Below are 25,721 nucleotides of genomic sequence, written 5' to 3'. Positions count from 1 at the left end.
AATACTAGGGCAAAGTTAGCCAATTAAATAGGAAGTAATCTCATTCCTGCTCGTCTAATTTTGCTAAAAAGATAAAAACAATAAAAGCTTAACATAGATCTACGTTAAGCTTTATCATATAATTAGAAAAATAACAACCTAGTGAACTAATTCTGCTTCGGGAAGATCATCTATAGTGGATTGACGATCACCATGCTTTGGCAAAGCGTCCAATGTATTGCCTTGCAGGATCTTTTTGTTTTTATTTTTAGCTGACAATTTGGTGCGGTAAGCTTTCCAGTTCATCAGTAAAACAGAGAACAAAATAACGGCCAAACCTACAATCTGTAAGGAAGTCACGGCATGTGAAGTGAAAAAATGACTTAATATTAACGCAATGATGGGATTTACGTAGGCGTATGTGCTTACTTCCATCGCTGGGCGCACCTGTAAGAGCCAGATATAGGAACTAAATGCTAGGATAGAGCCAAATGTGATCAAGTAACCCAAATTAAACCAATCAACAGGGGCAACACTACTTAAATCAAATGATGCATATTCGCCTGTGAAAAGGGCGGTAATATTAAAAAGAATACCTGCAGTGACCATTTGCCAGGCTGTTTTGACCATAACGTGCAAATCTTCTTTTTCTTGTACTTCTGATTTTTTGAAGTATTTAGATGCCAAGGAACCTACTGTCCAGGCAATGGAGCCCAATACCAAAATACATAGCGCAATGATTTTCAAATTTCCATTGGCATTGTCGTTGGAAGCCATGATCTGTTCTGCAAATAACATAACAACCCCAATGAATCCGAGCACAACACCGGCTACTGTGGTGACACTGCTAAAATTTTCTTTCCATTTGGGTTTGTCAAGTAAAATAAACCAGATTGCGGCTGCTGCAGCTATAATCGCGGCTACTCCTCCCGAAACATATTGTTCGGCCCAGATGACGCCGGCCATATCCACAAATAGAAGTAAGAATCCTACGAAGGCAGCTTCCAATATGGAACGTTTATTAAAAAGTTTATAACCTTTTATGGCACAATAACTCATCAGTATGGCACTTGCGGTAACAAAACGAAACGAACCTAATATAAATGGTGGAAAGCTATGCAACGCTTTTTCTATAAAGAAAAAGGTGGAGCCCCATACCACATAAATAATAAAATAAGCAACTACAACCATTAGAGGGTTTGCAGCTTTTTTGTTTCCTTGCAACATAATTAAAGCCTCCTTTCTGTTATTCAGGTATGACAACCTGTTGATCTTCTTTTACCGTCTGAAGTACGATTGTGGTACGTGTAGAAATTATACCTTCTATTTTACCCAGTGTATTCCGCATTAAATCGACCAAAGCTGTTGAATCTGCCGTTCTTACTTTGATAAGATAACCGTCATCTCCAGCTATGTCGTGAACTTCTTGTACTTCCGGAATTTCCGCAAGCGCAAGGCCCACGCGTTGTTCACCAATGATATCATTGGCTTTGATGAAAATAAATGATAAAAGTTTTTGATCAACAGCCGCAGGATTGATCTTGGCGCTGTACTTTAAGATCACATCTTTCTGTTCGAGCTTCTTGACCCGCTCCAGTATTGCTGAAGGAGCCATGCCTAATTCTCTGGCAATATCAGCATTGTTGATACGCCCGTTATCCTGCATTAAACGAAGGATTTTGTAATCTACCTGATCTAAATTATATTCTACTTTTGTCATTTCGACTGCAAAGGTAAGGAAAAAAGTAGAATATTCAAAATATTGGTGTTAATAATGAATATTATTCTGAACAATTGGTTTTCGTTACGAATTTTATTCGATAGATAGCATTGCTAATTCGCTGGGTTCGCTTTAATTTATTGGTTGAAAAGAAGTTACATATGTGCTCTGGTTTATGCAACTCAACAATTATACCGATTTCTCAATTTAATAATGATATTTCGGGTGGATAGGATGACACCTAAACCGATCAAACATCCTACACAAACACAACCGAAACGGTCAAGAGCGGCAAAATAGGAGCGACTTTCCTGCTCATGTAAGTAGACAATAATTAACGCCACCATAGATGTGCGGGCCACAGCCATAATATTTAAAGCCTTACAGATAACCAAAGATGCGAGTATGCCAATAATCATAGCGTAAAGTTGTGGAATTGGCACGAAATATAGACTAAGGCCGATGGCGGAGCCAATAAAATTTGATTTTGCACGGTCAATGGCAATTTTTTTTGACTCATTTTCCTGCGGGGATATGACCAGGATAATTGAAATGAGTGTCCAGGATACGGAGTATTGTGGAAAGCTAACAAATAGCATATAGCCGGGCAGAAATCCCAGTAATACCCTTATTGCATATATAATAAAATCTGAATGTAATGTGTATCGGAGGATAAGATTACGCATATAACGGAGAAGATGTTAATTCGTTAAAACAGTGTTGCTGTAGCAAAAATACGAGCAAATGAGGAAGATGCGAAATAAAATTCAAGTTTGTTGCATTTTGCATTTGCGTTTTTATGCGTTTTGCATTAGGAAGTTGTGCGTTTCTTGCAATTAAGCCTTTTCCCAAAGAAGAAATTTCACTAGATTTGTTTTCTACATTTAAAAATTATATCCAGTGAAAGATCAGAGTCAATTAGCCCTATTGGCAACTCAACTAAAAGGAGAGTTGTATTATACAGATGAAGCGTCACACCAAACGATGTTGTTTGCTTATTCGACGGATGCTTCGGTATACCAAGAGAAGCCGTTGGCTGTCGCTATTCCAGCAGATATAAATGACATCAAGAAGCTGATTGATTTTGCCCGGACAGAGCAAACAACCTTAATTCCCCGTACAGCAGGTACATCCCTAGCTGGTCAGGTTGTCGGAAATGGTATCATCATGGATATATCGCGCCATTTTAACCGAATCCTGGAATTGAATGTGGAGGAGAAATGGGTGCGTGTGCAACCTGGAGTGATTCGTGATGATCTGAATAGTTATCTGAAGCCTTTTGGACTGATGTTTGGCCCGGAGACATCCACGGCAAGCCGGGCTATGGTGGGTGGAATGATTGGAAATAATTCCTCAGGTCTCCATTCCATTGTTTGGGGTGATACCCGTCATAACCTCATCGCGGCAAATGTACTTTTAGATGATAAATCTGAGGTAAGTTTTGTTGCACTGGATGAGGCAAGTTATTTCAAAAAACTTTTACAGGCAGATCGTGAAGGGGATATCTACCGTCACATGAATGATCTGTTGACAGATCCTCAAAATTTAGCGGCGATTGAAACTGGTTACCCCAAACGTTCGATTACCCGACGAAATACGGGCTATGCCTTGGATATTTTGAGCGATCGCGCACAACCGTTTAATATGTGTAACCTTTTGGCGGGTTCGGAGGGGACTTTGGCGATTGTAACGGAGGCAAAGCTTCGCTTGATGGATTTACCGCCACAGGAACTTGGACTATTATGTGTTCATTTTGCTGATATGGTGGAATGCATGCATGGAAATGTCATCGCGTTGAATCATCAACCTGCGGCATCTGAGCTGGTTGATAAATATATCATGGATTTCACGGTCGGGCATCCGACTTATAGATACAACCGCTTTTTTATTGAGGGTGATCCTCAGGCACTGTTGATCGTAGAATTTAGAGCTCATACTGCTGCGGAAACTGAGGCCAAGGCCATGGCTTTAAAGGCTGAACTGATTGAGAAAGGTTTGGGCTATGCCTATCCTTATATTACCGGAGTGGAGCAGACTAATCTTGTCTGGGATGTTCGAAAAGCTGGACTAGGGCTTATTCGTAATCTTCCCGGAGACAGCCAGCCGGTCAATTTAATCGAAGACTGTGCGGTTTCTCCAGAGGATCTCCCAGCCTACGTCAGTGACATCCAGAAACTTTTGATTGAAGAGGGGGTGCATGCCTCTTACTATGCACATGCCGGAGCGGGTGAGCTACATATCGAGCCTTTTGTCAATCTGAAAACAGCAGAAGGTAAGCGCACTTTCCGCTCCATATTGGAAAAGACAAGTGACCTTGTGTTAAAGTATAACGGGTCCTTGAGTGGGGAGCATGGTGACGGACGTTTGAGGGGCGAATTTATTGGTAAAGTACTCGGAGAAAAAGTTTATAAACTTTTGGAGGAAGTAAAGTTAATCTTCGATCCCCTAGGAGTTTTTAATGCAAATAAGATTGTAAACACTCCACCAATGGATGCCCATTTGCGTTATGACAATGAAAAAAATAGAACGGACATAAAAACCTATTTTGATTTTTCCAAAGATGAATCCATTCTCCGTTTGGCTGAAAAATGTTCGGGCTCGGGTGATTGCCGTAAAACAGAAATTACCGGTGGCACGATGTGTCCATCTTTTATGGCGACAAGGGATGAGAAGGATACAACACGAGCACGGGCGAATATGTTACGTCAATTTTTGACCAACTCCACGAAAAAGAATCGCTTTGACCATGAGGAAATCAAGGAAGTGATGGATCTATGTTTGAGCTGCAAAGGCTGTAAAACGGAATGTCCGTCGAGTGTGGACGTTGCCAAGATGAAAGCCGAGTTTTTACAGCATTATTACGATGAACATGGGGCTGGGTTCAGGACCAAATTGATCGCGAATTTTACGGATTCCCAGAAACTGGGATCGCTCGTCGCTCCAATCTATAATTTTGTTGTGAAAAATGACTTTTTATCCGGGTTGGTAAAGAAAACCGTAGGGTTTGCGCCAAAACGCTCTCTTCCTACGGTGAATGGAACGACGTTGAGCCAATGGGTCAGGAAGCAAACGACAGTGCCGCAGACCAAACGCAAGGTCTATCTATTCGCAGATGAGTTTACGGAATATAACGACGCTGAGATAGGTATTACAGCTTACAAGCTGTTAACGGCATTGGGCTATGAAGTGATTATTCCAAAACATGTACAAAGCGGACGGACTTACCTCTCCAAAGGATTTGTCAAAGAAGCAAAAAAGATTGCCAATCAAAACATCAATTTCCTAAAAGGCCTGATTACCGACGAAACACCGTTATTGGGTATTGAGCCATCTGGTATCATTACATTTAGAGATGAATATTTAAGTCTGGTTGATGAAAATCTGCGTATTGATGCGCAGCAGGTGGCTAAAAATGCACTTATGATTGACGAATTTCTGTTGGCGGAAATCGAAGCGGGGCGAATTCATCAGGAGCAGTTTACAGCCGCAGAAAGAAAAATCAAACTGCATGGGCATTGCTATCAAAAAGCTTTTCATCTGGTAAGTATTACCCAGCAAGTCTTAGCGTTCCCGTCCAATTATTCCGTTGAAGTGATTCCGTCGGGCTGCTGTGGTATGGCGGGGTCATTTGGATACGAAGTTGAACATTATGATGTCTCGATGAAAGTCGCCGAACTGGTTTTGTTGCCGGCTGTACGTAACACAGATACAACGACTCTAATAGCTGCTGCGGGTACCTCGTGCCGGCATCAGATCAAAGATGGTACCGGAAGAAAATCTTTTCACCCCATTGAAATTTTATACGACGCTTTATTGAAATAAAATAAAAACATTGCGAATAGTTGTTTGTTATCAGTAATAGTAGTAATATTATAGGAACAATATTTCAATGATTACTGATAATAAACAATTCACCATGTACAAAATTCAATCTATAGCCCTTCTTGCAACAGCTACGATGATGGTGGCTGCTTGTGGAAATTCCAATCAGAAGAAAACTGATGGAAGCGATACTGCGACCGCTAGCACAATTGAGCGGGTACGCATCGAAAAACTAACGAACGGTACTCCCGGGCCTGAAAAAAAGAGTTTTTTTCTGCGTATTACCGATGAAGTTAAAACCGATTCGAGTCGCATTTATACAACGAAATCAATTTACAATAAGGATACAGTAGGTGCTAAAATTGAAGTTGTTGATTTTATCCCAGCAGGTATTATTGATGGTCAGCCGAGTGATGATGTGGGCTTTACGAAAGGGAAAATTAAAATTACTACCTTAGGAACACAATCTGATAACTTGGTTAAAGCTTTAGGTGAATTGTTTCAAATGCCAACTACTGATGGTTTTACGAAAGAAGTAGTTCTGCCCAATGTATTTTCATCCAATAAAGTGAATGTTGATCTATCAAAGAAAACTGCCTATAGTTTCAAACTATTTTTAGAGAATAAAAAGGCGGAACCTGCGGAGTTATTTTTTAATGTGGATACCTATAAACACTCGATTGAATTTTCCGAAAAAGATCCATCGTTCCGTGCTGGATTTATATCGGCTTTGACTGGAAAGTAAATCTTTAACTGTTGAAAGAGATTAAGTAACCGGCTTTGACCGGTAATATATTGAAATAGCGAGAAGGCTGTATAATCACACGATGTATACAGCCTTTTTTTATATTGGGTCTTTTATTGGTCTGATTTCCTGGTTTTACATGCTACTGATTTCCTTAGGTATGTATAGGGTTTTGGTGTTGTAAGTGATCAATCCCAATGTGCTGGATCTCTTGTTTAACAAATAAAAAGCGCTACATTTGTACTAATATATTTAGTTTTATTTATGAGGCATTCAGGAACGGCAGATTTGCCGCTACACTATGGAAAGGTACCGGCTTGGCTGTATGAACGGATGAGTTCACTGGGCAAATCCATTGTGGAGGTCATTCTGATGGATTATGGACAAGATGAGGTGCTCCGGAGATTGGCAGATCCATTTTGGTTCCAAAGCTTTGGCGCTGTACTTGGCATGGACTGGCATTCATCAGGTATTACAACATCGGTTATGGGTGCTTTAAAACGCGCGATCAATCCCTGTGCGGATGCCTTCGGTCTCTATATATGTGGCGGTAAGGGTAAATTTTCTAAAAACACACCACAGGAGCTACTTTATCTGGCAGATAAAACCGGTTTGGACGGGAATAAATTGGTTCGAACAAGTAAGTTAGTGGCCAAGGTGGATAATACGGCGATACAAGATGGTTATCAGTTATACCTCCACAATTTTATTGTCAGCAAAGACGGTCATTGGGCTGTAGTACAACAGGGTATGCATCATCATGATGGAACTGCCCGCCGCTATCATTGGCATTCAGAGAAAGTTCGCTCTTTCATTGACGAACCTCATGCTGGTATTGAAGGGCGTTCGCAGGGCCTTATTTTGAATTTGACAGCTTCTGCTGCAGCTCCTAACAGGACAGGCATTATGACTATCGTTAACGAAGACTCTTCCCGTGCATTATTGGACTTTAAAAAATTGGTCATGCCTTCCCATCACGATGTACGTGCTGCAGATGTCGATCTCAAAAGGTTAGGAGCGATGTTATATGTGGCACGGGAAAATCAGCCTCCGGATTTTGAAGGGCTTTTGCTGTTAAAGGGGATGGGGCCGCGTACATTACAATCCTTGGCACTAGTCAGTGAGGTGATCCATGGTGCTCCGGCGCGATTTAAAGATCCCGCGCGTTTTTCTTTTGCCCATGGTGGAAAGGATGGGCATCCTTTTCCTGTCCCTTTGGATATTTACGACCAAAGCATTCAAATCTTACAAAAGGGTATCGAAAGGTCAAAACTGGGGAATAGCGATAAATTAAAATCCATGCATAAACTCCATCAGATCATATTGGACGCTGAGCGTAATTTCACACCCCAGTTTGATATTCAACAGGTCATAGCGGAAGAACGTAGAGACTCCTGGAAGTACAATGGTCGAACCGTATTTGGTCAGGCAAAAGCTCTGAAGGATGGCGACATAGGGCAACAGTTGTCGCTTTTCTAAACATTATTGTTGGATTGTAATCATTTTGTTAAATTGTGTTAAACCCTATTGAAATTGTTTATACGCTAGTATATTTGCCCTCAAATGAAAGTGGTTATTACAATTCTATGTTTTATAGTGTTCCTATTGATAAGGAGCGGTAATAGCCATGCTGTGCTAAACGAATCTGATCGCCCTACGGTCAGTTTTATGTACCAGCACAATGATGCCAACCTGAAGGACAGGATTAATACGCTAAGTGCTCACATCGATCCTTTAAAAGCTGGAAGCGTACATGATGAGAATCCCGTTATCGAAGAGTTTAACAGTGAGAATTTCCAGTTGACCAAAGACCTCGAAGCAGCTTCCAATTTTGTTGCTTTATTGTTCTGTGCGGTTGTACTTTTTATCTTTGTATTTCGTTTTGCAAAAAAGATTCCTTTTTGCAATTTTGTCGCTTATTTACACCCCCAAAGGTATATTCTTCAACAAAACTGGAGGATTTAATAGCCAATCCCCGAAATAACCCAACTTTATTTTCGTTGTATTCCGAATAATTCACTTTCATCGAGAGATGAATAATCCTGTGTTTTTACGTGCATTACAACGATCTAAGAGTTAGTTTATTTCAACTACCATATCAACAAACAATCAAACTTATTTTTAATTAGACGCTTACAAATGAAAAGAGTATTTATGCTCGTTAATTTGGCTATGGTATTATGCCAAATTGGGTGTACTTCCAAAAAGGAAGAGAAAGAAGAAAAGGAAAAATTCAATGTTACCTCTCCCGTACAGGTGGATACTACAATCCGTAAGGATTTTGTTTCTCAGATTAAATCATTTCGCAATATCGAATTACGTGCTCAGGAGAAAGGATACCTGGAGCAGATTTTTGTGGATGAGGGACAATTTGTACACAAAGGACAGCTACTGTTTCGCATTATGCCCAAAATGTATGAAGCAGAGTTTAAGAAATCTATGGCGGAAGTGAGTGTCGCCGAGATTGAAGTGCAGAACACCAAGAGCTTAGCCGATAAAAATGTGGTATCCCCCAACGAACTTGCTATGGCGAAAGCCAAACTGGAGCAAGCCAAAGCGGCTTCCGCAATTGCCAAACTGCACCTTTCTTTTACGGAAATAAGAGCACCATTTGATGGTACAATTGACCGTATCCCGCTAAAACTAGGAAGTTTGGTGGATGAGGGCGAGTTACTGACTAGCCTCTCCGACAATAGTCAGATGCTGGTATACTTCAATGTGTCAGAACCGGAGTACCTCAATTATCAGACAAACGTGAGTAAACGCGGCGATACCCATGTTGGATTATTGCTTGCCAATAACGAATTGTTCCAAGAACATGGTGTGGTTGAAACCATAGAGAGTGAATTTGACAGCGAAACTGGTAACATTGCTTTTAGGGCGAGATTTCCAAATCCCAATCGATTATTGAAACATGGTGAAAGTGGTAAAGTCGTAATGAATTTTCCATTGAAGCAGGCATTGATTATTCCACAAAAGGCAACCTACGAGTTACAGGACCGGAAATATGTTTATGTCGTGGATAAAGCGGGCAAGTTAAAAGCGCGTTATATCACAATCAGCAATTCCCTTCCTGATCTTTATGTGGTCAGCAGTGGACTTCAAAAAGATGATAAATTCCTATTGGACGGTATACAGAAAGTGAAAGAGGATGAAAAAATCAGCTATAGTTTCGTTCAGCCCAAAGAGGCCATTTCTAATTTGAAGTTAAAAACAGAATAAATTCCCATACTCTTAAATTACTATGTTTAGTCGTTTTATAAATAGACCTGTACTTTCGATTGTCATTTCATTGATCATCGTGTTTCTGGGGGTTCTTTCGATGGTACAACTTCCAGTAACTCAATTTCCATCCATATCGCCACCTAAAGTAAACATTACAGCAGAATACCCGGGTGCGAATGGGGAACTCATGATAAAATCTGTTATCATTCCACTTGAGCGCGCCATCAATGGGGTTCCGGGAATGAAATATATGGCTTCAGATGCCGGTAACGATGGTGAAGCCAGCATACAGGTGGTATTCAATTTGGGTACAGACCCGAACCAAGCTTCATTGAACGTACAGAACCGTGTGGCTTCTGTTGTTAATAAGCTTCCACCGATCGTTGTACGCGAGGGGGTGAAAATTACAAGGGAAGAATCCAATATGTTGATGTATATCAACCTATATAGCAAGGATAAAGACCTTGATGGAAACTTTATGTACAACTTTGCCGATATGAATATTGTTTCGGAGTTACGACGTGTGGACGGGGTTGGTGTGGCAAATATTCTTGGAACACGGGAGTTGGCAATGCGGATCTGGTTAAAACCTGATCGCATGACAGCCTATAAAATATCCGCTGAGGAGGTGATGAAAGCTCTGTCAGAACAAAGTTTGGAAGCATCTCCGGGCAAGGCCGGCGAGTCTTCCGGGATTACTTCACAGTCTTTTGAATATGTCCTGAAATATCCGGGACGTTTCACAACAACCGAAGGCTATGGAAATATCGTATTACGAACAAATGCAAACGGTGAAATGTTGCGCTTGCGCGATGTTGCCGATATTAAATTTGGATCCGCCATGTATGATATTTATTCTACCTTGAATGGGAAGCCCTCTGCCGCTATTGTCCTGAAACAATCCTATGGTAGCAATGCTTCTCAGGTAATCCAGGATGTTAAAAATAAAATGAAGGAACTAAAGTCTTCTTTTCCGAAAGGACTGGATTACGAAATCAGTTATGATGTTTCTAAATTTTTGGATGCTTCCATGGAAAAAGTGATCCATACCTTAATTGAAGCCTTTATACTGGTGGCGATTGTTGTCTTTTTATTCCTTGGGGACTGGCGGTCTACCTTAATTCCAACCATTGCCGTACCGGTTTCCTTAGTGGGATCATTCCTGTTTATGCAATTTTTTGGTATCACAATCAACCTGATCACACTGTTTGCCCTGGTATTGGCGATAGGTGTCGTTGTGGATGATGCCATTGTCGTCATCGAAGCCGTACACGCCAAGATGGAGGAACTGCATATTTCAGCCTATAAGGCAACGAAGAAAGCGATGCATGAAATCAGCGGTGCTATTATCGCTATTACATTTCTGATGGCGGCCGTATTTATTCCTGTTGCCTTTATGTCGGGGCCTGTCGGAATTTTTTATCGCCAGTTCTCCATTACGATGGCGACATCTATTATCCTTTCCGGTGTAGTTGCATTGACGTTGACACCAGCGTTGTGTGCGATTATGCTGAAGAACAATCATGGCAAACCTCGTAAGAAATCCATCGTGGACAAATTTTTGGATGCGTTCAATAGATTGTTTGATAAGATGTCCAACAAATATGTTTTCTTACTGAAAGGTATCGTTGATAAGCGTCTTTTTACTTTTGTGGTATTGATCGGATTCTGTATTGGCGCCTACTTTTTAAATAATTCCGTACCAGCAGGCTTTATTCCGAACGAGGATCAGGGGATGATTTATGCTATTATCCAAACGCCACCGGGATCGACCTTAGAACGGACAAATCTGGCCGCTCAAACCTTGCAAAAGGAAGCAGAGGACATCGATGGTGTACAATCCGTTTCTTCATTGGCCGGTTACGAAATATTGACTGAGGGAACCGGTGCGAATACCGGAACCTGTCTGATCAATTTAAAAAGTTGGGAAGAGCGTAAGGAATCCTCGCAGGAAATTATCGAACAGCTGGAAAATGCAGCGAAAAATATTCCCGGAGCTTCCATCGAGTTTTTCCAGCCACCAGCAGTACCGGGATATGGTGCCGCAGGGGGATTTGAGTTGCGGCTTTTGGATAAAGCGGGCTCTGGTGACTATAAAAAAATGGAGACCGTAAGTAAGGATTTTGTCCGTGAATTGAATAAACAGCCGGAGTTGTCCTCAGTTTTTACATTTTATAGTGCTAGTTTTCCGCAGTATATGCTCCATATCGACAATGATATGGCTCAGTTAAAAGGGGTGACTATTGACAATGCACTGAATACGCTTTCTACGTTGGTGGGGAGTAACTACGAAACCAATTTTATTAAGTATGACCGGCAATATAAAGTCATGGTACAGGCATTACCGCAGTATCGGGCTCTTCCTGAGGATATCTTGAAATTATATGTGAAAAACGATAAGGATGAGATGGTGCCTTTTTCGGCTTTTATGCATATGGAAAAGGTATATGGGCTCTCCGAGATCACGCGGCACAATATGTACATGGCTTCTGAAATTTCAGGTTCTGCCGCTCCTGGATATAGTAGCGGTGAGGCTATTGAAGTGATCAATGCCGTAGCTGCGAAAACCTTACCACAGGGCTATGGTATTGATTGGGCTGGTATCTCCAAAGATCAGGTGGGACGTGGTAATCAAGCGATCTATATCTTTTTGATCTGTTTGGGCTTTGTTTATCTTATTCTTTCAGCACAATACGAAAGCTTTATCATGCCATTTGCGGTTCTGTTATCATTGCCAATTGGTATTTTTGGAGCCTTTTTCCTGCTCAAAGTTTTGGGACTGGAAAACAACATCTATGCACAGGTGGCCTTGGTCATGCTCATTGGATTATTGGGTAAGAACGCGGTTTTAATTGTTGAGTTTGCCACACAACGACATGCGCAGGGACTCAGTATCATCGAAGCAGCTTTGGAAGGAGCCAAGGTGAGATTTAGACCTATCCTAATGACATCATTTGCGTTTATTGCAGGTTTGATTCCATTGGTAATGGCTTCTGGGCCAGGAGCGATCGGCAACCGGACCATTGGTACCGCTGCGGCAGGAGGGATGCTGTTTGGAACTGTCTTTGGTATCCTTGTCATCCCAGGGCTCTACTTTATTTTTGGAACAATCGCATCCAAACGTAAGCTTATCAAACATGAAGATGAAAATCCATTAACTGAAGAAATCGATAACAATGACTAGTCAAACAAATAAATATTGGGTAGTAGGGGTTTTGCTGTCCGCAGCAATGACAGGCTGTAAGGTTCCTAAAGCGACTCAGATTCAGGAAAACAAGCAAGTGCCACAGCAATTTGCTGAAGCACTTGCACAGGATACAACGAATTCGGCCAATATGAAGTGGCGTGATTTTTTTAGTGATCCTAATTTAGTTGCTTTAATTGATACGGCATTAAAAAATAATCAGGAGCTGAATGTGACCTTGCAAGAATTGGCTATTGCCAAGAATGATATATTACTGCGAAAAGGTGCATTGAAGCCGAGTGTGGGTTTACGTGCCGGTGGCGGTGTGGAGAAGGTCGGACGCTATACAAGTCAGGGAGCTGGGGATGCCAGTACAGAGATCGCACCAGGGAAGGAAATGCCCGATCCACTGGGTGATCTAAAGATAGGTGCCTATGCAAGCTGGGAAATCGACGTCTGGAAAAAACTGAAAGATTCTGAACAGGCGGCATTGAACAGGTATCTTGCTACGGTGGAAGGTAAAAACTTTGTTCTGAGCAGTCTTATCGCTGAGGTTGCGCGATCTTACTACGAATTGTTGGCTTTGGATAACCAGCTAACGATTATCAAACAGAATATCGAGTTGCAGGACAATGCATTGGAGGTCATAAAGCTACAGAAGCAGGCGGCGCGTGTGACAGAACTTGCTGTTCAAAAATTCCAGGCAGAAGTGTTAAAAACCAAAGGAATGGAATTTGAGACACGCCAGCAGATTAAGGAAACTGAAAACCGAATTAATTTCCTTTTAGGACGTTTTCCACAGGAAATCAAACGCGATAAAAGTAGCTTCGTGGATATGGTACCTGCGAAAGTACAAACGGGGATACCGAGTCAACTCCTGAGCAATAGACCTGATATCCGTGAGGCTGAATATGAACTTGCTGCTGCAAAATTGGATGTACAGATTGCGCGGAAGGAATTCTATCCTTCCTTGGAAATATCGGCTGCGCTGGGCCTGCAAGCTTTTAAGCCATCCTATTTGTTTAAAATGCCCGAATCAATGTTGTACAACATAATAGGAGAGTTGGCAGCTCCGCTGTTAAACAAAAATGGATTGAAAGCGGAATTGAATACCGCAAATTCGAAGCAGATACAGGCAGTCTATAATTATGAGAAGGCAATTTTAAATGCCTATTTGGAAGTGTCTACCCAACTGTCTAATATCGAAAACCTTGGCAAGAGTTATGATTTCAAAACCAAGGAAGTTGAAGTGCTCAATAATTCGGTGACGGTATCAGACGATCTGTTTAAGTCGGCACGCGCCGATTATATGGAAGTGCTGATGACACAGCGCGATGTATTGGATTCAAAACTTGAATTGATTGAAACTAAGAAGCAACAGCTTAATGCGGTTGTTAATATCTACAAAGATTTGGGAGGAGGCTGGAAATAAGTTGTTTGTTTGAATGGACCCTGCTAGGCGGGGTCCTCTTTTTTTGTATCAATGCGATGTAATTCGACAGGCTCTGCTTAAATTATTTATTGTGAAAATCGAATTAATGCTTATTTTTAATGTATATTAATACATTTTATTTAACTGTTTATGGAATCACAAGAGTATTTACTTGTCAACGATGAGGCTGAAAGAGGCGTTTTCTATAAAAAAACGTATCTACACGTTGCTCTTTCTATTTTGGCATTTATCGTTTTGGAAACCCTATTGATAAAATTAGTTCCATACGATCTTATTGTATGGATGGTCAGTGGGAAGTTTATTTGGTTGTTCCTTCTCGGATGTTTCTGGTTGGGAGCTTCATTGTCCTCTCGATGGACATTAGCGCAGAGCCGTCAGACCCAGTATCTTGGACTGGCATTTTACATTGTATTGGAAGCTATTATTTTCCTACCGATGATTTTTATTGCCGCTTCGATGACTGATGGTGCGGGTATGCTATATCAGGCAAGTATAATGACGCTGGCCCTGTTTACAGCACTTACAGCTGTTGCTTTTATGTCAAACAAGGATTTCTCTTTTCTGAAAAACATCCTTGTTATTGGTGGCTTCCTAGCATTGGGGGCCATTGTCGCGGGCGCATTATTTGGATTTCAATTGGGACTTTGGTTTTCTATCATCATGGTGTTGATTGCTTCAGGAAGCATTTTGTACCAAACACAAAATCTGAAATATAATTACGGCAATGAACAATATGTAGGGGCTGCATTACAGCTATTTTCTTCTATCATGTTGTTGTTTTGGTATATTTTACGTATTCTGATGAGTCGTCGTTAATTTAATCCGTTTTTTGAAGAAAAGGTATTTAAAGATCATTTGATTATGCTTTAAATACCTTTTTTTATGATGTATGAAACTATTTCAAGACATCTTTTAAGTTTTTGAGCCCCTGATCAAAATCTTTATCCATATTCATAAATAGGCTCATTAGATTCCAGGGGTAAGGTGACTTACCGGTAATGCCCCAGGTCACCGCTGTCTGGTTCGGTGATATTTCCTTCAGCGTAAAATAACCTTTTGACGGTTCGCCGAATCCAAAGTCAAGTGATGTTTCGATCGTTTCTCCATCTACGATGCGCGTAATGGTTTGCGAACCTTTTCCAACTTTCTCGCCATCCCAGCTGTATTTAAATCCAACCTGACCATCGGTACCCTGTTCGGATTTCTTCATTTGTGGATCGGAAAGCTGCCATACTCCAAAGTGATCTTGATTTCGAAGCATTTTCACATAGTTGAAGACCTCCTGCTTGGGTTTGTCAATGGTAATCTCACTTTTTGCTTCAAAATCTTTAGGAACAAAAAGAGCCACGATTAAGGGAATGGCAATGAGAATAACCAAAACAATTAAAAGTTTTTTAATGATTTTCATTTTTCTGCGTTTAATTGGTTTAATAAACTTTTTCGGATTAAAGATAGCTGATTATTGTGATTTGTGGGCTGGTGGATTTAAGATTTTATCGACTGGTTATTTTAAACGAAAATGGGGCCGTTCGTGCTAGACCGACCCCATTTTTATAGATTCATTTACATCCTATCGGGAGCGATTGAATTCGCATCCTGGCGGATATGCCCCTGGTTTACCTACTTTAATAATTCCAAATGTGTGCTTATACCAATTCTATTCCAGGCATTGATTGTAATAATAGCCATAATGATCTGTGCAATCTGTTTTTCGTCAAATTGTTTCTTCGCTTTTTGATAAGTTTCCTCTGTCAGGCCCTGTTGATGAATTAGGGTAATCTCTTCAGTCATCTCCAATAAAACCTGTTCTTCGGCATTAAATAATTCAGTCTCACGCCAGGCGTTCAGCAAGAATATACGCTGTGGAGTTTCACCATACTTTAATGCATCTTTGGTGTGCATGTCAAGGCAAAAAGCACATCCATTAATTTGGGATGCTCTTATCTTAATAAGTTCTTTCTGGATAGGGGTAAGAAAGATACCAGTGAGGTAGGTTTCTAAACCCATCATCGCTTTATAAGCTGTTGCATCTAATTTTGCAATATTTAATCGTGCTGTCATTGTTTTATATTTTGATACGACAAAGTTGCAGGAAAGATTGAATAATAAACTTAAACTGGTTTAAGAAAGCACGCGTCAAATTAATATCTGTTAAATCTAACCAACGCATATTGTTGCGGACGAAACTTCTTATTCTGAAATAATCAGGTAATAATTGTCAGGATCACGGAGGATAAACTGATTTCTTAATGAATTTTCATTGTAGTGAATTTCTTTTTCGAACATGGCATCGAGTTTGGTGGCATTTTCAAACACTTCCTGGAGATTATCTACCCGAAAGAATAGGATTAGACCATTCCCGGCATTTTTGGGTTGGAGCATGGTGGGATGTGCGTGTTCACCCCATTTGTGAAGGCATAAAATTACATTATTTTCAACTGTTAGAATTTCAAAAGTCTCGCCACCATGTTCGCTGGTACAACCTAGCAAATCCTGGTAAAAGGTTGAACTTTTAGAAACACTTTCTACAGCGATTATTGTTTCTGTTCTCACCATTGGTTTATTATTTTGGTATTTTAATTTTTCCTAAGCCCGCATATAGCTATGCTGACTTAGGAATTAACAAGCAAAACTGGAATTCGGTTTTGCAAACGATTTAATTTAAGGGATCTGATCTATTAGTCAAATAGGCTCAAATGGTTGGCCTTCACCAGATCTAGGATCATGTGATAACCTGCAAGTGAGTTGCCGTGTTGGTCCAACGCCGGACTAAAAGCGCCTATTCCCATACTATGGGGAACGCTGACTACGATTCCGCCACCTACACCAGATTTACTCGGGAGCCCAACGGTACGGGCATATTCACCACTGAATTCGTACATGCCGGCAATCAGCATTTGTGACTGAATAAGCTGTGACAGATTAGCATCTTGAAATTGTTTGTTTCCATCATATCGGACACAGTGATTGGCAAAAAAATAACCTATTTTGGCAAGATCCTCTACTGTGATTTCGATGGAACATTGCTTGAAGTAATTATTGAGCTTCTCTTCTCCTTCACCATCAATTAACCCACTATTTCGCATAATGTAGAACATACCGCGATTCCGATGACCTGTTTCTCTTTCTGAGTTATATACCGCATGGCTATAATCTATCAGTTCATTGTTTGTAATGAAACGTATCATCTTGAGGATTTTAGCGAAGGGTTCTTCAGCATTCCCTTTAATAAGGGCGGTGGTCAATATAGCACCTGCATTCATCATGGGGTTAAGCGGTTTACCCATTGTTTCTAAATTGCCAAAGTGATTGAAAGGTTTGTCGGTTCCAAAATATCCCATTTTCTCAAAAACAGCTTTTTCACCATTCTCCTGTACCGCAATCATCAACGCAATTATTTTTGATATGCTTTGGATCGTAAATTTTTGATGTATATCTCCGGCACTTACCAGCGTACCATCGTTATTTACAACAGATAGTGCAATGGATTGTGCATTTGCTTTGCTCAGTTCTGGAATGTAATCTGCTACTTTTCCCAGTTTAAAGCGCTGACTATTCTTTTCAAGAATGCTATTTAATGTTGCTTGATCGATCTTTTTTGCATCCTTTACCGTTGCGGTGCTTGTCGTCTGCTGCGCCCGGCATACGTCTGTCCCCCCTGTATAGCTTAGGATAAGTAAAGCTGTTATCAAACCAAAAGTTCTATTCATTTCTTCAATCTATTTATGAAAGCCCAAAGATAGGAAAGTGCCGATACTTTAGCTGTTCGAAGGTGCAGGATCAACATTCCAACCCGAAAGTATGTCACCATAGAAAAAGAAGGTCACATAGAAGTTTTTGTTACTGACCTTATCCTTTACAAGATATTTTTTTGTGACATCGTACGCATCAACTTGCTTATAATTAGATAATACCACAGGATTTGCTGCCGGATTTTCAGCTTTTACCATGTCTTGAATTTTTTGGGTGATCAATTTCATAATCCCAGCTTTCTTAAAAGGGTCGTTTTCTACTTTATTGGTTGAAATACGAGGTAAGGTTCCATTATTTTTTTCTTTTTTGGATTTAGCTGCTGTCGTATAGGCTCTGAAGCGCTCTTTAATTTTTGGATCTCGGAGACTGTGAATGGTGAAAATAGAGATTCCTTGAGCACCATTATTTAAAGCCTCATCCATATCGACAAACATTTCATCATTGTTTTTAGCCATCAATCCACAGTATAAAGTGGTATTCGCAGCCTTATCTCTGACATTTTCTAGCGTACAATCTTTTATAAAGCTTGGGTCCTCGGTGTAAAAGTTGCTGTATACCATAGGAAATACAACGTCCAGTTTCCATTTACCCCAATCTTGACGAACCATTCTCGAAGCCATTTTTGGTGTAGGAAAAGGCGAGGCTGCCATAGTCTTTCCATGGCTGTGGACAACATCAGCAATCATATTAGCGATGTCAGTGATCTGATCACAGCGAAACTGCCTCCATTTCAGATCTTTTGATGGGTCTTTTTGTGCCCTGGGATCATAACCATATTGTTTTTTGAATTTCTCTATGGCAATGGGGTGATATCCATAATCCCATGCGGGGTATTCGCGATCTTGAACGATATTATACTTTGGCCACAAAGTGGTTGGTAATACAACATCTACATAGCGGTTGTAGTCTATTGATATACCATCGAGACCTTCAACTTCGCAATAAGACTGGATTTTTTGTTTAATATATTCTTTTACTCCTGGTACAACGGGTGATAGGAATTTGTAGTAGCCAACATACGCAGTGGTATCAGCCAGACTTTTTCCATTTCTATTGACACTAAACCAGTCTGGATGCTCTTTTAGGATCTTATCCCGATCATGCTCCAGGTTCATCGTCCATAGCCAGGCAATTACCTGTATCCCATATTTCTTTGCAATAGGAATGGCGACTCTATATTCATCCGGACTAGCTGCATTCAGCATAACCCCGTCAATACCCAGGTAATTCATCTCACGGCAGATAGAATCAAAATTTGTAGTTGGATTATAATCAAGCCAAGTCCAAAACATTGCCGGCTTCTCCCGTTCCGCCGCGTTGGAAACAGGGATGAAAAACCCATAAATAATTAGTACAAGGCAAATACAGCATTTTCTGATTAATTGTTCTTTCATATGATTTATTGATTCTAAAATTTATCTAAAATCTGTTCTTTGGATATTTGGTATCTGTTTCAATCTTGAAATTTTTACTAATTCAAAAATTGAAACCTGGATATATCCAACCGTGAAAATACACAAAAACGTGGAATTTAATCAATTTGAGCTCTCTTTGGAGAAAACTTTCTTTTAGTTACAAAATTTATAAAAAAATAAAACCATCTATCAGTTAATATGTTATTAAAGCGAGAATAATTTTGAATAGATCATTTATTGACGGTGAAAAGTGTGCTGGGCTACTAGCAAATAGTTAATTATTTTAGATATGAGGAAACTTTACATTCCAATTTCTGTCTTATACTTATTGTTATACACGGCTGTAAAGGGACAAGAACCGGGTCCAGTTGAGCCGATAAAAAGAGATTCTGTACAGCAAATCAAAGAAGAAATCACCTATCCCAAACTGCAGATAAAGGGGCTTTTTCAGGCGCGATACCTTGTGAGCACAACTAAAGATGTTGACGTGAATGGGCTTCACCATAGTGATGGTTCTGGAACCGACAATAATTTTATGGTGAAATATATGCGGGTGCAGATGCGCGCACAGATCAGTAAACGAACTGAAGTAGCTGTTCTGGCCAATTTAGCCGATTTTAAAAGTGACCCAAAAACAAAGGTACTTGAAAATGCATATTTAAAATATACGTTTAGCCCTAAGCTGGCCATTACAGTTGGTCAGTTTCGACCATGGTTTGGCATTGAGGAAACTTATCCAATAGACATTATTAAATCGTTGGATTGGTCAAATCAATACCTTGAGTTTGGTAAATTAGGCTGGGCGAGTTTCCAGATTGGAATGGCTGCAACAGGGGAGGTCAGTTTAGGAGATATGCCGTTCAGTTATTCTTTTTCCGTGGTCAATGGAAATGGTAAAAACCAAATCGTCGACAATGACAACGGAAAGCAATATTCAACACGCTTGGTATTTGGGCTTTCAAAAAAATATGGAGTCAATCTTGGGTTGAATGGCGGTGTGGGTGAGGTCATGAAAAAGCAAGTACATGCGCTGGGAGTGGATCTGAGCGGAAATGTAGATTTTGGGAAACGTTGGAACCTGGATATGCAGCTGGAAGCAAAACAGGCTATCAATCATAACTTATATTATGCGTTGGACGAGAGTTCGCGTACCTCAAAATTAAGTGACTATCTCGTCCGGGGTATCTATTTCCTGCCGAATTTAAGGTATGAAGTCAACTATTATAACCTCAGTGCATTTGAGCTTTCCTGTCGTTATGAGTATATCGACCCAAATTATAAGTTAAATGCAAATGCAAGGCAAACTTTTACGCCTATGTTTGGTCTGGAGTTTTTGAAAAATTATGGCGCCCGGATACAGCTCGGTCTTCAACTCGATCGCTATAAGAAGCAGACTCAGAATACCAATGAATACAATAAAAACTTATTTATCGTACAAGTACAAAGTAGATTCTAGTCTTTTAAACCTCAATTATTATGAAAGAAATTAGTATCAAAAATGTAGCCATCACCTTTATTGTTGCGCTCATTTTGTGGTTTATTCCAGTTCCTAAGGGCGTTAGTCCCGAAGCGTGGCATTTGTTTGCCATATTTGCTGCGACCATACTCGGGATCATTCTGAAGGCCGCGCCAATGGGTACGATGTGTATGATGGCGATTGGATTTACGGCGCTGACACAGGTTCTAGCTCCAGGAGATGCGGGTAAATCTATTACGAAAGCCTTGACCGGCTTTGGGGATAAGGTGATCTGGCTGATCGGGATATCTTTTTTTATAGCACGCGGGTTTATCAAAACGGGCTTAGGCAATCGTATTGCATTTCTTTTTATTCGGGTTTTCGGAAAAAGTTCGCTTGGGCTGGCTTATGGTTTAGGCTTGGCTGACGTGTGTCTGGCACCCGCGATACCTAGTAATACGGCCAGAGGCGGCGGTATCATTTACCCGATCATGAAATCTATGGCCATCAGTTTTGATTCTGTTCCAGACAAACCAGAGACGCATCGAAAGCTGGGATCCTATCTGACACTGAATAGTTACTACATGAATTTGATTGCATCCTCCATGTTTTTAACCGGGACAGCGAGCAACCCGATGTGTCAAAAGTTTGCTGCTAATCTAGGTATTGATATTACGTGGATGTCTTGGGCCGTTGCAGGATTTATTCCGGGCATCGTTGCTTTTTTTGTTGTTCCGCTTGTACTTTATAAACTGTACCCACCTGAATTAAAAAAGACAGGCGATGCCCCCAAAATGGCTGCGGAGAAATTAAAAGAAATGGGACCCATATCCAGGAATGAGTGGTTGATGTTATTGGCATTTTTTATACTTCTGGCACTTTGGATTTTTGGAGGATCGCTTTCGATTGATGCGACGACTACTGCATTTATTGGTTTGACTTTGCTTTTGCTGACATCGGTACTGACCTGGGAGGATGTAAAAGCAGAGAAAGGGGCTTGGGATACCATTGTTTGGTTTGCCGTTTTAGTCATGATGGCCAGTTCGCTGAATGAACTTGGATTTATAGGTTGGTTTAGTGATTTGATCAAGGTACAGATTGGCGGGCTGAGTTGGCAGATTGCATTCCCCGTAATTGTTTTGGTGTATTTCTTTAGCCATTACATCTTTGCGAGCGCGACAGCCCACGTTGCCGCAATGTATGCGGCATTATTGGGAGTAGGTGTATCATTAGGTATCCCGCCCATGTTGTTGGCTATGATGCTTGGGTTTCTGGGTTCCATATATGGCGTGTTAACACATTATGGTCATGGTCCGGCACCCGTATTCTTTGGTAGCGGTTATGTTGACCTTAAGTCATGGTGGTTGCGTGGTTTGGAAATCGGGATCGTGCTGCTGATTATCTATATGGGTGTAGGTGGTTTATGGATGAAAGTTATTGGTTATTATTAAATAAAAGGCTTATGCTATCGACCTTATCAAAGAAAATACTTATGTGCTTAACGGGGTTATTTCTCGCTTTCTTTCTGCTTATCCATTTTCTGGGAAATTTGCAGCTATTTTTACCTCAGGAGCAGGCACATCTACAGTTTAATGCCTATTCACACTTTCTCTCCGGAAATATCCTGATTAAAATTGTTTCTTATGTCCTTTACCTGAGTATTGTACTGCATGCTATTGATGGATTGGTCATCACTATAAAGAATAAAAAAACAGGTGGGGATTATCAGTCAGACCAGCGTGGACGCGCGAGCAAGTGGTATTCCCGAAATATGGGAATTCTGGGCACGCTTATTCTGATATTTTTGGTCATCCACTTTCAGAATTTTTGGTACGTATATAAGTTTGGAGCTCCACCACTGGATGCAAAAGGAAATAAGGATCTCTATGTATTGGTTATTGCAGTGTTTCAACAATGGTGGTATGTGCTTATTTATGTCTTGTCCATGGTGGCCTTATGTTATCATCTTATCCATGGGATTCATAGTGCGGTGAGAACCCTCGGACTGTATCATCCAAAATTTGTCCATTGGTTTAAGGTAATTGGTACAACCTATTCCATTGTCATCAGCATAGGGTTTGCGTTAATGCCAATTTATATATTTTTTACTGTTAACTAAAGGCGAAGATATGATTTTAAACTCAAAAATACCAGCGGGACCTTTGGAGCAAAAGTGGACACGCTATAAAAAAACTGCAAAGCTTGTCAACCCTGCCAATCGCAAAAAATTGGATGTGATTGTTGTGGGGACGGGTCTAGCGGGAAGCTCAATAGCGGCATCTCTTGGCGAAATGGGCTATCAGGTCAAATCATTCTGTTTTCAGGACAGTCCCCGAAGAGCTCATTCTGTAGCAGCCCAAGGTGGTGTCAATGCTGCGAAAAATTATAAGAATGACGGCGATAGTGTCTATCGTATGTTTGTGGATACTTTAAAAGGGGGTGATTTTCGTGCGCGTGAAGCGAATGTCTATCGAATGGCTGAATGTTCGTTGAATTTGATAGATCAGGCGGTGGCGCAAGGTGTCCCTTTTGGACGTGAATATGGAGGGTATCTAAATAACCGTTCTTTTGGAGGGGTGCAGGTAAGCCGAACATTCTACGCAAGGGGGCAGACCGGACAGCAGCTGCTATTGGGAGCTTATCAAGCCCTGATGCGGCAGGTTGGTAAAAAAACTGTTCAGCTCTTTTCCCGCCATGAGATGTTGGATGTCGTTGTCATTGACGGGAAAGTGCGCGGTATTATTGTTCGCAATTTAGATACTGGAGAGATTGAACGACATGCAGCGCATGCTGTTATACTTGCAACAGGTGGATACGGCAAAATCTATTATCTATCTACCTTAGCAATGGGTTGCAACGGCTCGGCAATTTGGCGGGCACATAAAAAAGGTGCATTGATGGCATCCCCAAGTTGGATTCAGGTTCATCCGACCTCTTTACCGCAATCAGGCGATTATCAATCCAAGCTGACGTTGATGTCAGAATCCTTACGTAATGATGGTCGCATTTGGGTTCCATTAAAACAGGATGAAAACAGAGCCGCCAATGATATCCCAGAAGAAGATCGAGATTATTACCTCGAACGTCGATACCCCGCATTCGGGAATCTTGCACCGCGGGATATATCTTCTAGAGCGGCCAAGGAGCGGATTGACGCTGGTTTTGGTATAGGTCCTTTAAAAAATGCCGTCTACCTTGACTTTGCGAAAGCAATCAAGGAACAAGGGAAGCAAAAAATTGAAGAGAAATATGGTAACCTCTTTGATATGTACCATAAAATAACGGGCTATGATGCGTATTCTGAACCGATGATGATATCTCCTTCGGCCCATTTTTCGATGGGTGGACTTTGGGTTGATTACGAGCTGATGACAACTTTGCCTGGGCTATTTGCACTTGGTGAAGCTAATTTTGCAGATCATGGCGCTAATCGCTTAGGGGCAAATTCGTTGCTTCAAGCCTCAGTGGACGGTTATTTTATTGCGCCTTATACCATCGCCAATTATTTATCGAATGAAATTCACACTGGAAAGATTTCTACAGATCATCTGGAGTTTGAAAAGGCGGAGTTAGCGGTTAAAAAGCAAATTGATGAATTATTACAGATTAAGGGGAATAAAACCGTCGATTATTTTCATAAAACACTTGGGAAGCTGCTGTATGATTATTGTGGCCTAGCCCGGAATGAACAGGGACTTAAATATGCAATAGCGGAAATCAAGAAGCTTAAGCAAGAGTTTTATCGTAATGTCATGGTTAGCGGGCAACCAAATTCTTTAAATACCGAATTGGAGAAAGCTGGACGTGTTGCGGACTATTTTGAAATCGGTGAATTGATGTGCTATGATGCGTTGACCCGTGAAGAATCCTGTGGCGCACATTTTAGGGAGGAATATCAAACAGCTGATGGAGAAGCGCTGCGGAATGATGCTGAATTTCAATTTATATCTGCTTGGGCCTGGAAAGGAGAAGGGGAAGAACCAGAATTGATCAAAGAGCCATTAACTTTTGAAGAAATACAACCTACTGTAAGAAGCTACAAATAAAATGAACAATTATGAATCTACATCTTAAAATCTGGCGGCAAAAAGATAATCAAACAGCAGGGAAACTGGTAGCCTATGATCTACAGGACCTTAATCCACACATGTCTTTTCTTGAAATGTTGGATTCCTTGAATGAAAAGCTCATTGTGAGCGGAGAGGAGCCCGTTGAATTTGACCATGATTGTAGGGAAGGGATCTGTGGACAATGCGGTGTGATGATTAACGGTATAGCACATGGTCCGTTAAAACATACGACTACTTGTCAGTTGCATCTACGCTCGTTCAACGATAATGATACCATTGTGATAGAACCGTTCCGCTCGTCTGCATTCCCGGTGAAAAAAGATCTTAAAGTGGATAGATCTGCTTTTGACCGAATTATTTCACAAGGGGGCTTTGTATCTATCAATACTGGCCAGGCACCAGATGCCACAGTTATTCCCATTTCACATGAACTCGCTGAAGAAGCATTTGATTCGGCTGCTTGTATTGGATGCGGTGCATGTGTTGCCACCTGTAAAAATGGGAGTGCAGCGTTATTTACTTCAGCAAAGATTACGCATATGGCCTTACTGCCGCAAGGAAAGGAGGAAAGAAATCAACGTGTACTCAACATGATTAAGCAAATGGATGCGGAGTCTTTTGGACACTGCTCAAATACAGAAGCTTGCGAGGTCGAATGTCCACAGGGTATATCTGTCCTAAATATTGCCAGGATGAACTTTGAATACAATAGAGCTTTGATTTTTAAAAAAAGATAAACTGTTGTAACATGTTGACCATCTCTCCGATGATTAAATGTGATATTAAATCTCTTAGATAAATATTTTGGTTGCTTTTGTAGCTGTTTATCACGGAAAACAGGGATTTATAAAATATTATACTTTTTAAGTTGGTTTTTATAGTATTTTTGAAAAGTAAAA

At 40.8% G+C, this 25,721-nt stretch carries 21 protein-coding genes; 13 read left to right on the top strand and 8 right to left on the bottom strand.

The annotated features are described in order from the left end of the window. Window positions 1–138: 138 nt before the first annotated feature. From BWD42_RS05795 to BWD42_RS05785, 3 genes are all read right to left on the bottom strand, one after another. Entirely contained in the window at window positions 139–1,206 is a 1,068-nt protein-coding gene (locus tag BWD42_RS05795; protein WP_077434020.1) for an EamA family transporter, read from the bottom strand. Between the two features lie 19 nt (window positions 1,207–1,225). Continuing rightward, a complete protein-coding gene (locus BWD42_RS05790; protein ID WP_077434018.1) occupies window positions 1,226–1,699 on the bottom strand; it encodes an Lrp/AsnC family transcriptional regulator in 474 nt (157 codons plus the stop codon). A gap of 182 nt (window positions 1,700–1,881) precedes the next feature. Beyond that, a complete protein-coding gene (locus tag BWD42_RS05785) occupies window positions 1,882–2,385 on the bottom strand; it encodes an FUSC family protein (protein ID WP_077434016.1) in 504 nt (167 codons plus the stop codon). Window positions 2,386–2,599: 214 nt separating this feature from the next. Between BWD42_RS05785 and BWD42_RS05780 the strand changes: the two genes are divergently transcribed. The 8 genes from BWD42_RS05780 to BWD42_RS05745 all read left to right on the top strand — a co-directional run bounded on the left by BWD42_RS05780 (window position 2,600) and on the right by BWD42_RS05745 (window position 14,944). Then, window positions 2,600–5,521, top strand: a complete 2,922-nt coding sequence (locus BWD42_RS05780; RefSeq protein WP_217700005.1) for an FAD-binding and (Fe-S)-binding domain-containing protein — start codon at window positions 2,600–2,602, stop codon at window positions 5,519–5,521. A gap of 94 nt (window positions 5,522–5,615) precedes the next feature. After that, entirely contained in the window at window positions 5,616–6,266 is a 651-nt protein-coding gene (locus BWD42_RS05775) for a hypothetical protein (protein WP_175991966.1), read from the top strand. A 264-nt stretch (window positions 6,267–6,530) separates the two neighbouring features. Further along, the gene (locus BWD42_RS05770; RefSeq protein WP_077434012.1) at window positions 6,531–7,745 is read left to right on the top strand and encodes a DUF763 domain-containing protein; all 1,215 of its coding nucleotides are present in this window, start codon (window positions 6,531–6,533) and stop codon (window positions 7,743–7,745) included. Between the two features lie 153 nt (window positions 7,746–7,898). Continuing rightward, window positions 7,899–8,231, top strand: a complete 333-nt coding sequence (locus tag BWD42_RS05765) for a hypothetical protein (RefSeq protein ID WP_139351029.1) — start codon at window positions 7,899–7,901, stop codon at window positions 8,229–8,231. A gap of 174 nt (window positions 8,232–8,405) precedes the next feature. Next, window positions 8,406–9,488 carry an efflux RND transporter periplasmic adaptor subunit gene (locus BWD42_RS05760; RefSeq protein WP_077434008.1) on the top strand — a complete coding sequence of 361 codons (1,083 nt, stop codon included), beginning with the start codon at window positions 8,406–8,408 and terminating at the stop codon, window positions 9,486–9,488. Between the two features lie 22 nt (window positions 9,489–9,510). Beyond that, window positions 9,511–12,675 (top strand): efflux RND transporter permease subunit, encoded by a 3,165-nt coding sequence (locus tag BWD42_RS05755; protein ID WP_077434006.1) that lies wholly within the window; start codon window positions 9,511–9,513, stop codon window positions 12,673–12,675. Continuing rightward, window positions 12,668–14,107, top strand: a complete 1,440-nt coding sequence (locus BWD42_RS05750) for a TolC family protein (RefSeq protein WP_077434004.1) — start codon at window positions 12,668–12,670, stop codon at window positions 14,105–14,107. Before BWD42_RS05755 ends, BWD42_RS05750 begins: the two co-directional genes overlap by 8 nt. Window positions 14,108–14,257: 150 nt before the next feature. Beyond that, window positions 14,258–14,944, top strand: a complete 687-nt coding sequence (locus BWD42_RS05745) for a Bax inhibitor-1 family protein (protein WP_077434002.1) — start codon at window positions 14,258–14,260, stop codon at window positions 14,942–14,944. 79 nt (window positions 14,945–15,023) lie between these two features. Here the strand turns inward: BWD42_RS05745 and BWD42_RS05740 are convergent, their stop codons facing one another. The 5 genes from BWD42_RS05740 to BWD42_RS05720 form a co-directional block, all read right to left on the bottom strand. Continuing rightward, window positions 15,024–15,536 carry an SRPBCC family protein gene (locus BWD42_RS05740; RefSeq protein ID WP_077434000.1) on the bottom strand — a complete coding sequence of 171 codons (513 nt, stop codon included), beginning with the start codon at window positions 15,534–15,536 and terminating at the stop codon, window positions 15,024–15,026. A 212-nt stretch (window positions 15,537–15,748) separates the two neighbouring features. Beyond that, a complete protein-coding gene (locus tag BWD42_RS05735) occupies window positions 15,749–16,189 on the bottom strand; it encodes a carboxymuconolactone decarboxylase family protein (protein WP_077433998.1) in 441 nt (146 codons plus the stop codon). 129 nt (window positions 16,190–16,318) lie between these two features. After that, complete coding sequence (locus BWD42_RS05730) at window positions 16,319–16,684, bottom strand: VOC family protein (protein ID WP_077433996.1); 366 nt, start codon at window positions 16,682–16,684, stop codon at window positions 16,319–16,321. Window positions 16,685–16,806: 122 nt separating this feature from the next. Continuing rightward, on the bottom strand, window positions 16,807–17,838 hold the full coding sequence (glsA, locus tag BWD42_RS05725) for a glutaminase A (RefSeq protein ID WP_077433994.1): 1,032 nt from the start codon (window positions 17,836–17,838) through the stop codon (window positions 16,807–16,809). A gap of 48 nt (window positions 17,839–17,886) precedes the next feature. Then, window positions 17,887–19,275 carry a family 10 glycosylhydrolase gene (locus BWD42_RS05720; RefSeq protein WP_077433992.1) on the bottom strand — a complete coding sequence of 463 codons (1,389 nt, stop codon included), beginning with the start codon at window positions 19,273–19,275 and terminating at the stop codon, window positions 17,887–17,889. Window positions 19,276–19,585: 310 nt separating this feature from the next. Between BWD42_RS05720 and BWD42_RS05715 the strand changes: the two genes are divergently transcribed. From BWD42_RS05715 to BWD42_RS05695, 5 genes are read left to right on the top strand one after another with little or no spacing between them, the layout of a single operon-like run. Beyond that, window positions 19,586–20,752, top strand: a complete 1,167-nt coding sequence (locus tag BWD42_RS05715) for a porin (protein WP_077433990.1) — start codon at window positions 19,586–19,588, stop codon at window positions 20,750–20,752. 20 nt (window positions 20,753–20,772) lie between these two features. Next, a complete protein-coding gene (locus BWD42_RS05710; protein ID WP_077433988.1) occupies window positions 20,773–22,203 on the top strand; it encodes an anion permease in 1,431 nt (476 codons plus the stop codon). Next, on the top strand, window positions 22,176–22,871 hold the full coding sequence (locus BWD42_RS05705) for a succinate dehydrogenase cytochrome b subunit (RefSeq protein WP_262507807.1): 696 nt from the start codon (window positions 22,176–22,178) through the stop codon (window positions 22,869–22,871). The genes BWD42_RS05710 and BWD42_RS05705 overlap by 28 nt, the downstream gene beginning before the upstream one ends. A gap of 10 nt (window positions 22,872–22,881) precedes the next feature. Beyond that, a complete protein-coding gene (locus BWD42_RS05700; protein ID WP_077433986.1) occupies window positions 22,882–24,798 on the top strand; it encodes a fumarate reductase/succinate dehydrogenase flavoprotein subunit in 1,917 nt (638 codons plus the stop codon). 11 nt (window positions 24,799–24,809) lie between these two features. Next, a complete protein-coding gene (locus BWD42_RS05695) occupies window positions 24,810–25,559 on the top strand; it encodes a succinate dehydrogenase/fumarate reductase iron-sulfur subunit (protein ID WP_077433984.1) in 750 nt (249 codons plus the stop codon). Window positions 25,560–25,721 lie beyond the last annotated feature (162 nt).

The sequence above is a fragment of the Sphingobacterium sp. CZ-UAM genome (genome assembly GCF_002000245.1).
In the GTDB taxonomy this organism is placed as follows: Bacteria; Bacteroidota; Bacteroidia; order Sphingobacteriales; family Sphingobacteriaceae; genus Sphingobacterium.
Note: the sequence above shows the minus strand (reverse complement) of the source record. Positions and strands in the feature narration are given on the sequence as shown.